This window comes from Oscillibacter sp. CU971 (genome assembly GCF_905219725.1).
In the GTDB taxonomy this organism is placed as follows: Bacteria; Bacillota; Clostridia; order Oscillospirales; family Oscillospiraceae; genus Oscillibacter.
Map to the genome: position 1 here is coordinate 1 of NZ_CAJMXG010000063.1, position 14273 is coordinate 14273.

A 14273-nucleotide genomic window follows, 5' to 3' on the forward strand; every position below is an offset into this window, starting at 1 on the left:
GGCGATGGGCTGGGTGATGGGCACCACGTCTCCCTCGGGGTGGATGATTTTCAGAAGCGTGCCGCTGGCCTCCGCGTCCATGGTGATGGTCAGCTTGTCGGTTTCCATCTCGAAGAGCGGCTCTCCAGCGGTGACGGCCTCGCCCTCTTTTTTCAGCCAGCTGGTGATGGTGCCCTCCTCCATCATAAGGCCCTGCTTGGGCATGATGACAATTGAAGCCATAAAAATGCTCCTTCCAAATTTCCCGTTACCTTCCCAGCCTGGTTGTCGAGCACCGAAGCCTGGACAATTGCCGGGGCCGGTAACGAGCTAAAGTTCTTTTGGTTACTTTCCTTTCAAGAAAAGTGACTCAGCGGTAGCACGCCGCCTTGCAGGCGTCCACGATTTCCTTGATGCTGGGNATGACCGCCGCCTCCAGGCCGGGGTTGAAGGGCAGGGGGCAGGCCTTCGCGCCGATGTGCACCGGGGCGGCGTCCAGGTACGGGAAGACCATCTGGCCCACCTGGGAGACGACCTGGGCGCCCCAGCCGTTGTTCTGGTGGGCCTCGTGGACCACCACGAGACGGCCCGTCTTCTTCACGCTCTCCGCGATGGTGTCATAGTCAAAGGGCACCAGGGTCCGGGGGTCGATGACCTCGGCGGAGATGCCCTCCTTGGCAAGCTCCTCGGCAGCTTCCAGAGCGCGGCTGACGTAGAGAAGGTTGGCAACGATGGTCACGTCCGTACCCTCCCGCTTGATATCGGCCCTGCCGAAGGGGATGCAGAAATCCGGGTCGTCGGGCACCTCGCCCTTGGTGATATACAGGGCCTTGTGCTCGAAGAAGCAGACCGGGTTGTCGTCCCGGATGGCGGTGCGGAGGAGGCCCGCCGCCTCGGCGGGAGTGGAGGGACACGCGACCTTCAGGCCCGGGATGTGCATGAAGATGCTCTCCAGGGACTGGGAATGGGTGGCAGCGTTGCCCCGGCCCGTGCCCTGCTGGCTCCGGAGGACCATGGGAATCTTGGCGTTGCCGCCGAAGACATAGCGAGTCTTTGCCATCTGGTTGAAGATCTGGTCCGCCGCCACGAAGGCGAAGTCCCAGTACATCAGCTCCGCCACGGGCCGCATGCCCGCGCAGGCCGCGCCCAGGGCCGAGCCCACGATGGCGGACTCAGAAATCGGGGTGTTGCGAATACGGTCGGTGCCGAACTCTTTATAGAGATCCCGGGTGGTGCCGAACACGCCGCCCAGCTTTTCCACGTCCTCGCCCATGACGAAGACCCGCTCGTCCCGACGCATCTCCTCGGTGATGACCTGGCGGATCGCCTGCGCGTAACTCAGTTTAGCCATTGTCTCGTACCCCCTTACCCTTCATAGAACACGTCGTCCAGAACATGGNCCGGATCGGGCTCCGGGCTGTTCATGGAAAACTCCACGGCGGCCTCCATCTTCTTGGCGGCGGCCTGGTCGATCTCGTCCAGCTCNTCCTTGGAGGCCAGCTTGTTTTCCATCAGATACGCCCGGAAGCGCTTGATGGGGTCCCGGTGTTCCTTCCAGTCCTCCACTTCCTCCCGGGTGCGGTAGACCTCCGGGTCGCCGGTCCAGTGGCCCCGCCAGCGGTAGGTCTTGCACTCAATGATGCTGGGCCCCTCGCCCTTGAGGGCACGCTCCTTGGCCCGGGCGAAGGCTTCATACACGGCCACTACGTCGTTGNCGTCCACCGTCTCGCCGGGGATGCCGTAGGCTGCGCCACGGACGGAGATGTCCTGCACGGAGGNGGACNGCCACNCGGGGACCGTCATGCCGAACTGATTGTTCTCTACCACGTAGATGCAGGGGAGCTTCCAGACGGCGGCCATGTTGATGGACTCGTGGAAGGTTCCCTGGTTGGACGCGCCGTCGCCGAAGAAGGCCACCGCTACGTTGGGCTTTTTCTGCATCTTCAGCGCCAGGGCCCCGCCGGTGGCAATGGGGATGCCCCCGCCCACAATGGCGTTGGCTCCCAGGTTGCCCTTGGAGAAGTCCGCGATGTGCATTGACCCGCTGCGGCCCTTACAGTAGCCGGTGGCCTTGCCCATCAGTTCCGCCAGGGCCTTGTCCAGCTCCGCGCCTTTGGCGATGCAGTGGCCGTGGCCCCGGTGGGTGGAGGCGATGAGGTCCTCGTCCGTCAACTGGGCGCACACGGACGCCGCCACGGCCTCCTCGCCGGTGTAAAGGTGANCGGAGCCCCTGAGCTTGTTCTCCGTGAACAGCGTCCACGCCGTCTCCTCGAAGTCCCGGATCTCGTTCATCTTGTTATAGATCCAGAGACCTGTCTTTTTGTCGATCATAAGTTGGACTCCTCCTTCATGATGAAAAATGATTGTCCGGAAGCAAAAGCGCTTTGTAAACCTGTTTGTGAATCACCGCGTCAAAGGCCGTCCGCCACTCCTCCAGAGGGAGGCGCATGGAGAGGAAGGGGGACATGGTCACCTGTTTCCGGGCCAGAAGGTCCAGGGTGATGGGCCAGGTGGTGACGGCGGTGGAGTTGGAGGGGACGTAGGTCACCTCCCGGTCGAAGATGCTGTCCGGCCGGAAGGGCACCGCCCCGCCGAACATGCCCAGCTGCAAGTGGATGCCCAGGGGCCGGATGGCCTTCATGCAGGTCTCCAGGGAGGCGGGGACTCCCGTGGCGTCACAGGTAATGTCCGCCCCCATGGGGCTCCGGGAATACACCGCCTCCGTCAGGGCCTGGGGGCTGTCCACAATCTCGTCGGCCCCCAGTGACTTGGCCAGGGCCAGCTTCTCCCGATCCTGGGGCAGGCCGGAGAGGATGACATAGGCTCCCCGGGTTTTGAACACCTGGGAGGCGAACTGGCCCATGACGCCGGGACCGCTGACCATCACGGTGTCCCCGGGCTTTACCTGAATCTTCTCGTACACGCCCCGGACCACACAGGCCAGGGGCTCTGTCAGGGCGTAGGGCAGGCGATCCTCTAGGGTTCGGGCCTCCGGCGGGAGGCGGAAGGAGTACCGGGCCGGGACGGTGAGATATTCCGCTATGGTGCCGTTAACGTGGAAGCCAATGGACCTCCGGTCCCGGCACAGGGTCACCAAGCCCTGGCGGCACAAGGAGCAGGTTCCGCAGCTGTAGCAGGCGGGGAGGGTCATCACCCAGTCCCCAATCTGGAAATCCTGGACATCTCCCCGAGTCTCCACCACCTGGCCCACGTACTCGTGCCCCAGCACCACCGGCATGACGGTAACCCGCTCGTCGTTCACGGCGTGGATGTCGCTTCCGCAGACGCTGGCGGCGAGAACTTTGACCTTCAGCTCTCCCTCCGCCGGGACGGGCTCCGGCAGTTCCCGTAGGGCCACGCCCTCCGGGCCCCGGGCGAATTTTACCAATGCTTTCACGGTTGCACCCCCTTGTCTTTGGGTACAAGCACAGTGTAACATTCAAATAATCGATAATCAAGTATTTATTATTTATGATTATGACCAAAAATTACCGGGGTTTTTTGGCAATTCCATAGATATAGGCCCCTGGAAGAAAGAAAAGATTGATATATTTATCAAAAATGCTATAATTCAGGTCGTATGAACACAAAAAAGAAAGGGGTTTTGGCAGTGCGGGAGAAGACTGTGATTGTCTACAGCAGCCGGAACGGGACCACCCAGAGGTATGCGGAATGGCTGGCTCAGGACTGCCCGGCCAGGCTGATTCCCTGGCGGGAGGCCGTGGTGGACGAGCTGGCGGAGTATGAGACCGTCGTCTTCGGCGGCTGTGTGTACAACGGGCTCATTGAGGGCATCTCACTGATTAAAAACAACCGGGACACGCTGCGGGGCTGCCGCCTGTTCGTGTTCACGGTGGGGCTGACCCAGCCCGGGGACGAGGCCGCCTTCCAGCAGGTGCTGGACCGGAATTTCGAGCCCGGGGAGCTGGAGGGCATCCGCTTTCACCACTTCCTGGGGGCGCTGGACTTCAGGAAGATGAGCCTGATGCAGCGGATGATGATGCGGCTTTTGAAAAAGTCCTTCCAGAAAAAGCCCAGGGAGAGCCGGAGCCAGCTGGAAAGCTATGTGCTGGAGGCCTACGGCGGGCAGGTGGACTTCACCGACCGGAGCTACATCCGGCCCCTGGTGGAGGAGATCCTGTCCGGCCCGGAGGCGTAGGGCCATGGAACAGACGGGCTGGCGGGGAATCCGGATGCTGGCGGGGGCGTTTCTGCTGGCGACGCTGCTGTTCGCGATGTGGCGCTTCTCCGACAACGCGGAGATCCCAAGATCCGGGATGCACTTCGCCCTGGTGGTCCCNGAGCAGGGCGGACAGGAGTGGCTGAAATCTACGGTGGAGGAGCTGGAGGCGGACTACGGTCTCCGGCTAGAGCTCCAGACCTTTCCCTCGGCGGCGGAGCAGAAGCGCTTCCTCCGNCTGCTGCCGGAGACGGAGGTGGACGGGGTGCTGCTGTGGCCCATCTCCGTGAACCAGGACGACTACGCCGGGGAGATGCGGGCCCTTCAGGAGGCTGGTGTGCCCCTGGTGGTGGTGGACAGGGACGTGCAGGAGTCCCTGCGGGACAGCTTCGTGGGCAGCGGGTACAAGTCGGACCTCCTGGTGCTGAGCCAGAGCCTNCGCTCCCTGCCGGAGGGGGAGAGCTTCCTCGTNGGCAACCGCTCCGGCGGAAACGGAGGCCAGGTAGTGGAGCTGCTGTTCTTCCGCCGGGAGGATGAGGAGGCCCTGGCAAATTTCGAGGCCCAGGACATGAAGCTCCGCCAGCTGGGGGAGAACCCCCCGGAGGGCTNCCGGGCGGCGGAGTACATCCGGCTGGAGGAGACCAATACCTTACAGCTTCAGCAACGCCTCCGGGAGCTCTTCNNCGGAGACCGGGCCCCGGATTTGTTCTTCAGCCTGGATTCCACGCTGTCCGCCGCCGCAGTGTCGGCGAAGCGGCGTCTGGGGGAGAACTGCGGCGTGCGGCTGCTGTGCTATGGAGATTCGTCCCTGTCCGAAGCGGAAGAGGGGCTGGTGGACGGTCTGGTGACCTCCCTGCCGGAGGTGTCCGTCACCATCGGCATCCGCTATCTGCGGGACATCTGCCGGGGCTTCTGGGTTCCGGGGTCCATGGATTCGGGTATCACCCTCCTGACGACGGAGGAACTGGAAAAGGGGTTTTTGCTGGTGAGCGGCGATGACTGATTTGGAGCATAAGATTTTTGCCCGGGCCCTGGAGAATCTCTACGGCAGCGTCCTGCTGGGGGAGGAACAGGCCCTGTCCTATGTGGAGGATTTGATTCACCTGAACCGGGCCCTGGGGGACGCGGCCCACAGCCGCTGGCCGCTACTGTCGGAGGTGGATCTGCTCCGCCGGGTCCGGGCCCTGTGCTGGCCGGAGCGGCCCCTGGAAATCCACCTGGAGGAGGGTCTTTCCTCCCAGATTCACGTGGGGCGGGAGGTGCTGTTCGCCCCGGTGTGCCGCCTGCTCTTCGAGGCGGAGGAGGAGCGGGGCTTTCCCACGGCCCTGACCCTGTCGGCGGGAAACGGCGGGCTGGAATACCGCCTGCTGATGGGAGAGGCGCTGTGGCGCCGGGGGGGGGCGGCAGACCATGAATAGGGCGGAGACCGGGCTGCCCCGGGACCTGCGGAAGAAAATCCGGGCCTTCTGCCTCACCGTCCTGATTATCATTCTGGCGGTGGGCTGCCTGATGTGCGGCACGGCGGTGCGCAGCATGTGGCGCTATCAGGAGGCCACCACCCAGATACGGCAGATTCAGGAGCTGAAGACGGAGATCAGCCGGGTCAGCGAACTGCTGCAAAGCGGCCTGGTGGGCGGAACGGAGGATTTGTCGGAGTGTCTGGAGGCGTGGAAGGTCATGTCCGACCGGATCTATGGGCTGAAGCTGCCCGCCTCCGGGACAGTGGGGCTGCTGGCGGAGAATTTCAAGGACTACCAGCGGAATACGGCGGAGGATTTTTACAGGCTGGCCAGGAGAACGGAGAACCCGGCGTTCCCGGAGCTGTACGACAGGGTCCTCTCNCAGCAGGAGGACAGGCAGTTCCTCTGCGATTTGCTTCTCAGCCGTCTGTCGGAGCACCTGGACGCCCGCTACCCGGTTCTGGCCCGGGAAAGCGGCATCCTCATGTGCCTGGGGGCGGGAATTTTCACCTATCTGCTGCTGCTGACCTGGCTGTTCTCCAGCAGCTTTTCCCGGGACATCTACGAGCCGGTGCGGATGCTGGCCGGCCAGGCCGGGGAGATTATGGACGGACGGTATGACATGGAAGATCTGCCGGTGTTTCGCAACGATGAGCTGGGATATCTCACCGCCGCCTTCAACGAGATGAAGAACCGGGTGCGGGAGCGCTTNCGGGACCGGGAGGAGCTCTGGCGGCTGGAGACCCTGCTGCAGGAGGCCGAGTACCGGTCCCTCCAGTCCCAGGTGAATCCCCATTTTCTCTTCAATGTTCTGGGGCTGGCCACCGAGGCGGCGCTGACGGAGAACGCGGACCGGACGGTGGACATCCTGGAGAACATCTCCTACATGCTCCACTACAGCCTGACCAGCGTGCGGGAGAACGTACTGCTGGCGGACGAGCTGAAAATGGTCCGGGCCTATCTGTTTTTGCAGCAGCGGCGGTTCGGGGACCGGGCGTCCTTCTCCATGTCGGCGCCCCGGGAGATTCCCGCAGTGCGGATTCCCGGCATGACCCTCCAGCCCGTGGTGGAGAACGCCGTGAAGCACGGCGTGGAGCGGGTGACCGCCGGGGGGCGGGTGGAAATCCTCGTCACCCGGACGGCGGAGGCGGTGGAGGTCTGTGTGCGGGACAACGGTCGGGGCATCTCCCCGGAGCGGGTGGAAGCCCTGAACCGGGGGGAATCCCTTCCGGAGGGCGGAACCTCCACCGGCCTGGGCCTGGCCAACGTCCGGGGGCGGATGATGGTGTTCTACGGACAGCCGGATTTGATGCGGATTGAGAGCGAGGAGGGCCGGGGCGCCTCCGTCTATTTGAAGTATCCCATGGGGNAGGAGGCTTCCGATGGTNCNGATCCTGATTGCGGATGACGAGCGGAAGGACCGGAATATCATCCGGATTTTGCTGGAGCGGCGCTACGCCGGGCGGTTCCGCCTCTGGGAGGCGGAAAATGGGGAACAGGCCCTGGAGATTTTGCGGCGGGAGGCCATTCAGNTTCTGCTGCTGGACANCAACATGCCGGGCCTCAGCGGCATCGACGTGCTCCACAGCTTGGAGACCCGGCCCTATATTATCATGCTCACCGCCTACGATCACTTTGTTTATACCCGGGAGGCTCTGCGCTGCGGCGTCCGGGACTACCTGCTGAAGCCTCCCGTGCGGGAGGAGTTCTATCAGGCCGTGGACCGCTTTCTCCAGACCCGGGAGCCTCCGGTTTCCCAGAGCCGGGGCGTGTTCGCCCGGGAACTAGCCCGGCAGCTGATGTACTACGGCGGCCGGGAGAAGATCGAGGGGCTGCTGGAGGTAACGGGCATCCGGGGGCGGCTGGCTCTGTGCGGCCTGCTTCTGGTCCCGGAAGCGCCGGAGGACGTGCCGGACGAGGTGGAGGACTTTTTCGACCGCTGTCCAGCGGAATACGCTGCCGCCCCCTGGGACAGCGGGGCGGCGGTGTTTCTCTTCTGCCGGAAGGAGGAGGAAGCTCCCGCCGCTCTGGAACTGCTGGCCCGGCTGACCCGCCGTCTGGAGAGCGGCCTCTGTGCCGCTGTGGAGATTCGGACCGGCCCCCTGGCCCCGGTCCTCGACGGATACCCGGAGAACTTCCTGTGCCTGGCGGACCCGGATTCCGCCGGGAAGCGGGTGGCTCCGCCCTCGGTACGGCAGGCGGAGTTGGAGCGGGCGGTGCGGGCCCGGGATTTTGGCCGGATTATGGAGACGTTGTGCCCCTTGCTGGAGGCGCTGGATNACCCCGAGGGCGAGGACTTGCTGAAATACCAGCTTCTGACCGCCCTGAGCCAGTGTGGGCGGCAGTTCCAGACCCAGGGGGACGATCAGGCGGGAAGCCGCCGTCTCAGCGGCCTCATCGGAGCCCACGGGCGGGAGCAGATCACGGATTTGGCGGCCCGGTATGTCCGGTGGCTGCTGCGGGAGTGCCGGGGCATGGGCCGCCCCCAGAACAACACCGTCCAGCTGGTGCTGGACAAAGTGCGGGAGGATTGTAGCCGCCCGTGGAGCATGGATACCCTGGCGGACAGCCTCCACGTCAACGCCTATTACCTGAGCCACCTCTTCAAGGAGTACACCGGGCAGTGCTTCACGGACTACCTGGCGGATCGCCGCATCGAGCGGGCGGTAGAACTGATGCGGACCACGGACTTGAGTCTGGCCCGCATTGGGGAGCAGGTGGGTTACAGCGATCCCAACTACTTCAGCCGGGTATTCAAAAAGCGCAAGGGCGTGGGCCCTCGGGAGTTCTGCCGGGACCGGAAAACAAGCACAGATTTGCCGAACTAGCACGATTCTGCCGTCAAAACCGGGGCCGCGTCGGAAGGACATGGCCCCGGTTTCGGCGAAAAGCAAGGTCATGCTAAAAATTTGCACAAACGTGTATGGCATGACGGCGACGGGATTTGTATTATTAAGAGAGGAAGCCTATCCTCAAATCTCAAGTCGACGAAAGGAAGAGAAACATGAAAAAGATTTGCGCTTTGCTCCTGACCTTCGTAATGGTCCTGTCTCTGGCCGCCTGCGGCGGCGGAAACGACGCCTCTTCCGGCGGCGGTTCCTCCTCCAGCGGCGGGTCCTCCTCCAGCGGCGGGTCCTCCTCCGGCGGGGACACCAAGGTCCTGCGCCTGAGCACCCACCTCTCCGGCGACCACAGCACCATGCAGATGGCCGCGAAGTTCAAGGAAATCCTGGCGGAGAAGTCCGGCGGCACTCTGGACGTGGAGTTCTACACCGACGGCCNGCTGGGCGGTCAGACTGAGAACTGCGAGTCCCTGAAAAGCGGCACCGTAGACATGACCATCATCGACACCGGAACCCTGGCCAACTACAACCCCAAGGCCGGCATCCTGGACATGCCCTACCTGTTCGCCAGNAAGGACCAGGCCATNGCCGCCGTCAGCGGCGAGGTGGGCCAGCAGTTCATGGACATGGTGACCGAATCCACCGGCATCCGCCCCATCAGCATCCAGACCATCGCCTTCCGCAATACCCTGCTGAAGGACAAGGCCATCGACTCCCTGGCGGTCTTCCAGGGCGTGAAGGTCCGCATCCCTGAGAACCCCTCCATCGAGGCCTGCTTCTCCGCCCTGGGCGCCACTCCCGTGGCCATCCCCTCCGGCGAGGCGTACACCTCTGTTCAGACTGGCGTCACCGANGGCCTGNAGGGCAACTGCGNGTACATCGCCCAGCAGAAGTTCTATGAAGTGGCCAACACCTGCTCCCTCACCGAGCATGTCATGACCTTCACCGCCTTCTGCGTCAGCGACTCCGTCTATCAGTCCCTGTCCGCTGAGCAGAAGACCGCCATCAACGAGTCCGCCGCAGAAGCCATGAAATTCTTCTATGAGCTGTACGAGGACATCGACGCCAACGCCATCAAGACAATGGAAGAAGGCGGCGTGACCTTCCACGAGCTGGACAAGACCCCCCTCATGGCCGCCTGCGCCCCCGCCCTGGAGAAGTTCGTTTCCGACAACGGCCTGGAGGATATGTACGCCGCGATTCAGGCCCTGGCCTGAGCCCTGATTTGGTAGGGTGGCGCATATGAAAGCTGTCAAACTAATCCGCAAGGTCGCCGACGCCCTCATCGTGGCGCTGTTTGCCGCGCTGGTGGTACTGGTGCTGATTCAGGTTTTCACCCGCACGTTCCACATGTCCCAGACCTGGATCGACGAGATTTCCAAGTTCGTGTTCGTCTGGCTGACCTACCTGGGCGGCTCCGTCACGGTGAGCCGGGGCANGAACATTACCTTTGATTTGATTCTGGAGGGCGTGAAGGGGAAGACCTTCAAGATTCTCTTCACGCTGGTGAACATCTGCACGCTGGTTTTCCTGGTGGCCATGCTGGTTCTGGGCTCCCAGAACGCCTGGGCCAACCGGGTCCAGACCTCCACCATGACCAATGTGAACATGGGCCTGATGAATCTGGCCATTCCCATTGGCTGTGTGCTGATGATCGGGGCCCAGATTGAGTACTACTTCCGCGTACTGAAGGAGAGAGAGGAGGAAGAGTCCAAATGATGATGCTTGTGGCGTTTATCGTCTTCATGATTCTTCTTTTCATGGGCGTGCCCATCGCGTTTTCCATGGGCCTGGGCTCCCTCCTGGGTCTGCTTGTGTCCGGCAACCCCCTGTCGGTGGTGGGGCAGCGCCTCTTCTCCGGCATCAACTCCTTCAGCCTGATGGCCATTCCCTTCTTCATGCTCTCCGGCGAGCTGATGGACAAGGGTGGCATCTCCCGCCGCCTGGTGAACTTCGCCCACTCCCTGGTGGGTCACATCACCGGTGGCCTGGGCATGGTGGACATCCTGACCAGCATCATCTTCGCTGGTATCTCCGGCTCCGCCGCCGCGGACACGGCGGCCGTGGGCGCGATTCTGATTCCGCCCATGAAGGAGCGGGGCTATCCCGCCGGTCTGGCGGCGGTGATTCAGGCCACCGCCGGGTCCCTGGGGCCCATCATCCCCCCCAGCCTGACCATGATCATCTACTGCTCCCTGACGAACCTGTCTATCGGCGAGTGCTTCATGGCGGGCGTCATCCCCGGACTGATCATCGGCCTGGGCACCATGATCGTTACCTACTTCTATGCCAAAAAGCTGGGCATCAAGGGCGAGCGTCGGGCCACCCTGAAGGAGATCTGGACCGCCACCAAGCAGGCGGGCCTAGCCATCATCATGCCGCTGATCATCANCGGNGGCATCGTGGGCGGCTTCTTCACCGCCACCGAGGCCGGGGCCATCGCGGTGCTGTACGCCCTGATTGTGGGCATGTTCGTGTTCCGGGAGTTCGGCGTGAAGGACCTTCCCGCCATCTTCCTCAACGCAGCGGCCTCCTCCTCCATGGCGCTGCTCATCGTGGCGGCGGCCAACGTGTTGAGTTGGCTGGTGGCCTATGNGAAGCTCCCCACCATCATCGTGAACTTNCTGGTCTCCCTGACCTCTAGCAAGTATGTCATCATGATCCTGCTGGTGATTTTCCTGCTCTTTGTGGGCATGTTCATCGAGACCCTGTCGGCCACCATCATCGTGGCTCCCATCCTGATGCCCGTGGCCGCCCAGTACGGCATCCATCCCATCCAGTTCGCGGTGGTCATGGTCATCACCCTGGTGTACGCCGGCGTGACGCCTCCCGTGGGCGGCGTGCTGTTCATCACCATGGNTGTGGCGAAGGTGAAGCTGAAGGACACGCTGCGCTATCTGCCCGCCTATCTGGGCCTGGTGTGCGTCTGCCTACTGCTTCTGATCTTCTTCGAGGGCACCTCCACCTTCCTGCCCAACCTGCTCTTTGCGAAATAACAACGAAAGGCCGCAGCGCCGATGCGCTGCGGCCCTCTGTTTCCCGGCGNAAACGGGGCCGGTAAGGAAAGATTGACATTAAAACCGGCAGGCCGTATAATGATAGAAAATTTCCAGGGCTTTTCTATGAGAAGGAGACGGCGCAATGGGAAACGACGCTATCAATCACGGTCTGACACAACGCAAGGTGTTTCGGGAGGAAATCCGCGGCGCCATCCGGGACGCGATCTTCGCCGGGGAGCTGCNGCCTGGGGACAAGATCATCGAGACCTTCTGGGCCAGGGAGCTGGGCGTCTCCCAGGGCCCGGTCCGGGAGGCCATCCGTGACTTGGAGGCTCAGGGTTTGGTTGAGACGGTGCCATTCAAGGGATCACGGGTCCGAACTCTGACAGAAAAGGATATCCGGGATAACTACAGTGTTCGCATCTGCCTGGAGNCCAAGAGTATCCGGGACGCAATCAGCCAGCTTTCGGATGAGGCGCTGGAAGAGCTGACGGACCGTCTTCAGGAGATATTGAGAGAGATGGACGACTGTGCCGGACNGGGAGACCTGCGGCACTTTACGGAGCGGGACGCGGATTTTCACCGGGCTATCATCGACTCTACGGGAAATCAAGTGCTGCTGAGACTGTGGGAGCAGTGCAACATGCGCAACTGGTTCAGCGTCTCCGCCCTGACGGATGCGGAGAGCCTGAAGCAGCTCCAGCGGGGGCACCAGCGGTTGGTGGAGGAGATTGCCGCCCGGGACGTCAAGGCGGCGACTCAAACCATTGAGGAGCACTTGACCGGCTTGATGGACGGCTTTATCCGGGGCGTGCAGCCCTGAGAAAGAGAGGAACGCAAGGACATGCAGGTGACCTATTTGGAGACGGGATCTCAGAACCCCTTTTACAACCTGGCCTTTGAGGAATATGTGCTGAACCATCGGAGGACCGGGGACTATCTCCTGCTCTGGCAGAACGACAACACCATCGTCATCGGCCAAAACCAGAACGCGGAGGAGGAGATCGACCGGGCCTTTGTGGAGGCCCACGGCATCCGGGTGGTCCGGCGGACCACCGGCGGCGGCGCGGTGTACCACGACCTGGGGAATTTGAACTANTCCTTCATCACCGACGCCGGAGAGGCGGAGAAACTGACTAAGGAGCGCTTCACCCGGCCTATAGTAAACGCCCTGCGGGGACTGGGCCTCCGGGCGGAGGCCTCCGGGCGGAACGACATCCTGGTGGAGGGGCGGAAGGTNTCCGGCACGGCCCAGCGGCTGCTGGACGGGCGCATTCTCCACCACGGGACGCTGCTGTTCGACGCGGACCCCGGCATGGTGGCCGGGGCGCTGCGGGCGGACCCGGAGAAGTTTCGCTCCAAGAGCGCCAAGTCCGTCAGGAGCCGGGTAGGGAACATCCGGGAGTTCCTCCCTGTGGATATGGACCTGACCGCCTTCTGGGAGTATTTGAAGACAACCCTGGCCGGGGCGGGCTTTGTTGATGGCACGCTGACGGCGGAGGAGCTGGAGGGCGTGGAGGTCCTAAAACGGGAGAAGTACGACACCTGGGAGTGGAATTTTGGGCGGTCTCCGGCCTATGACATGGTGGACCGGCGGCGGTGGGACGGCGGGAGCCTAGAGGTCCGAGCCTCCGTAAAGGAAGGGCGGATTGCCGGGATTGCCTTTTTGGGTGATTTTCTCTCCCGTTGCTCCCTGGACTCGCTGGAGGAGGCGCTGAAGGGCGTCCCCTTCCGCCGGAAGGACGTGGCCGGGGTGCTGGAGCGGTATCCGCTCCGGGACTGTTTCGGAGGCATCACGGAGGAGGAGATTCTGGAAACCTTGTTTTACGGACGGGAATAGGGGTAACGTAAGCCGCGTGTGTCAATCACACGCGGCCTTTATCATACGTTTATATTTCTTCCCGCTGGAGGGGCCGGGTCAAAAGCCGGACGTCCGGTAAGTTCACAGCCTCGGCGGCCCGGGACGCGGCATCCAAGTAGCCGTTTACGTCGTCTTCCGCAAAGGGGAGGTGGCACAGCAGAAGATGCCGGGGACGCAGGACGTCCTCCAAACAGCGGCGGCCCTTGCGCAGGGTGACCCACGGGAAATTGAGGATGGCCAAATCAATGGAGCGCCCCTCCAGGCGGTCGAGCAGAGAGGGGCTGGCTGGTTCACAGTCTCCGGCGATCAGGATGTTAGACACGCCGTCGGAGAGCAGCAACCCATAATGCGGCACGTTCCGATATTCCGGCCCGTCATGGGGAAGCCGGGGGAACCGCAGGGTCATGCCGCCGCCGGAGAGGCGGGTCTCCTCTCCGGTGATGAGGAATTGATCGTCAAAATCCCGCCGGGGCAGCGCGATCTTTGCGTTGGGCCAGAGCGAGAGGGCTTCTGAGACTAAATGAGGAGAATAATGGTCAGCGTGGCAGTGTGTGAAGCAAAGCAGCTCCGGTGGGGAGAGAGTCGTTCGCATTTGATCCCAAAGAACAGGGGAAACCCCGGAAAAACCGAGGACCTGGCCGGAATGAAGCGCGTCTACCCAAATGATATGATGCCTCCACTCCAGGATTACGCCGGCATTGGCGGTCAACGTGACCGAACAGGCAAACATGGAGGTTCCCCCAAAAAAATGAGAAATAAGGCGGACATGCGATAGAAGATCAATAAAGAACTAATCCGCTCCACGAATTATATCACTTGTTCCGAGTTTATTCAATCTGTTTCGGCCGGATTGCTATAGTTTTTTGACCTTAAACTTAGAAGCTGTACCAATAGAGGGAAAAGTAGTATAATGAGGGAATGATACAGAAAAATGAGCGACGCAGCTATNCG

At 62.2% G+C, this 14273-nt stretch carries 14 protein-coding genes; 9 read left to right on the forward strand and 5 right to left on the reverse strand.

Translation table 11 applies throughout. From position 1 onward, the window contains the following. The 4 genes from JX325_RS06410 to JX325_RS06425 all read right to left on the reverse strand — a co-directional run. The coding region (locus JX325_RS06410) for a lipoyl domain-containing protein (RefSeq protein ID WP_204790328.1) at positions 1-222 on the reverse strand (222 nt) is incomplete at its 3' end. A gap of 127 nt (positions 223-349) precedes the next feature. Then, positions 350-1330 carry an alpha-ketoacid dehydrogenase subunit beta gene (locus JX325_RS06415; RefSeq protein ID WP_204790329.1) on the reverse strand — a complete coding sequence of 327 codons (981 nt, stop codon included), beginning with the start codon at positions 1328-1330 and terminating at the stop codon, positions 350-352. A 14-nt stretch (positions 1331-1344) separates the two neighbouring features. Continuing rightward, the gene (locus tag JX325_RS06420; RefSeq protein ID WP_204790330.1) at positions 1345-2310 is read right to left on the reverse strand and encodes a thiamine pyrophosphate-dependent dehydrogenase E1 component subunit alpha; all 966 of its coding nucleotides are present in this window, start codon (positions 2308-2310) and stop codon (positions 1345-1347) included. 16 nt (positions 2311-2326) lie between these two features. Next, on the reverse strand, positions 2327-3376 hold the full coding sequence (locus tag JX325_RS06425) for a zinc-binding dehydrogenase (protein ID WP_204790331.1): 1050 nt from the start codon (positions 3374-3376) through the stop codon (positions 2327-2329). Between the two features lie 213 nt (positions 3377-3589). Here JX325_RS06425 and JX325_RS06430 point away from each other — a divergent pair, with 213 nt between their 5' ends. From JX325_RS06430 to JX325_RS06470, 9 genes are all read left to right on the forward strand, one after another. Beyond that, positions 3590-4138, forward strand: a complete 549-nt coding sequence (locus JX325_RS06430; RefSeq protein ID WP_204790332.1) for a flavodoxin domain-containing protein — start codon at positions 3590-3592, stop codon at positions 4136-4138. A 1025-nt stretch (positions 4139-5163) separates the two neighbouring features. Continuing rightward, the gene (locus JX325_RS06435; protein WP_204790333.1) at positions 5164-5577 is read left to right on the forward strand and encodes a hypothetical protein; all 414 of its coding nucleotides are present in this window, start codon (positions 5164-5166) and stop codon (positions 5575-5577) included. Then, on the forward strand, positions 5570-7027 hold the full coding sequence (locus JX325_RS06440) for a sensor histidine kinase (protein WP_204790334.1): 1458 nt from the start codon (positions 5570-5572) through the stop codon (positions 7025-7027). Before JX325_RS06435 ends, JX325_RS06440 begins: the two co-directional genes overlap by 8 nt. Next, the gene (locus JX325_RS06445) at positions 7002-8447 is read left to right on the forward strand and encodes a helix-turn-helix domain-containing protein (RefSeq protein ID WP_204790335.1); all 1446 of its coding nucleotides are present in this window, start codon (positions 7002-7004) and stop codon (positions 8445-8447) included. The genes JX325_RS06440 and JX325_RS06445 overlap by 26 nt, the downstream gene beginning before the upstream one ends. Positions 8448-8623: 176 nt before the next feature. Next, entirely contained in the window at positions 8624-9679 is a 1056-nt protein-coding gene (dctP, locus tag JX325_RS06450; RefSeq protein ID WP_204790336.1) for a TRAP transporter substrate-binding protein, read from the forward strand. A gap of 25 nt (positions 9680-9704) precedes the next feature. Beyond that, the gene (locus tag JX325_RS06455; RefSeq protein ID WP_204790337.1) at positions 9705-10181 is read left to right on the forward strand and encodes a TRAP transporter small permease; all 477 of its coding nucleotides are present in this window, start codon (positions 9705-9707) and stop codon (positions 10179-10181) included. After that, complete coding sequence (locus JX325_RS06460; protein ID WP_243413957.1) at positions 10178-11458, forward strand: TRAP transporter large permease; 1281 nt, start codon at positions 10178-10180, stop codon at positions 11456-11458. Before JX325_RS06455 ends, JX325_RS06460 begins: the two co-directional genes overlap by 4 nt. A 145-nt stretch (positions 11459-11603) precedes the next feature. Continuing rightward, positions 11604-12284, forward strand: a complete 681-nt coding sequence (locus tag JX325_RS06465) for a GntR family transcriptional regulator (RefSeq protein ID WP_204790338.1) — start codon at positions 11604-11606, stop codon at positions 12282-12284. A gap of 21 nt (positions 12285-12305) precedes the next feature. Continuing rightward, positions 12306-13301: a lipoate--protein ligase gene (locus tag JX325_RS06470; RefSeq protein ID WP_204790339.1), complete on the forward strand. Its 996-nt coding sequence runs from the start codon at positions 12306-12308 to the stop codon at positions 13299-13301. 49 nt (positions 13302-13350) lie between these two features. On the opposite strand, the gene JX325_RS06475 is transcribed toward JX325_RS06470, so the two are convergent. Beyond that, positions 13351-13914: a hypothetical protein gene (locus JX325_RS06475; RefSeq protein ID WP_204790340.1), complete on the reverse strand. Its 564-nt coding sequence runs from the start codon at positions 13912-13914 to the stop codon at positions 13351-13353. Positions 13915-14273: the final 359 nt, after the last annotated feature.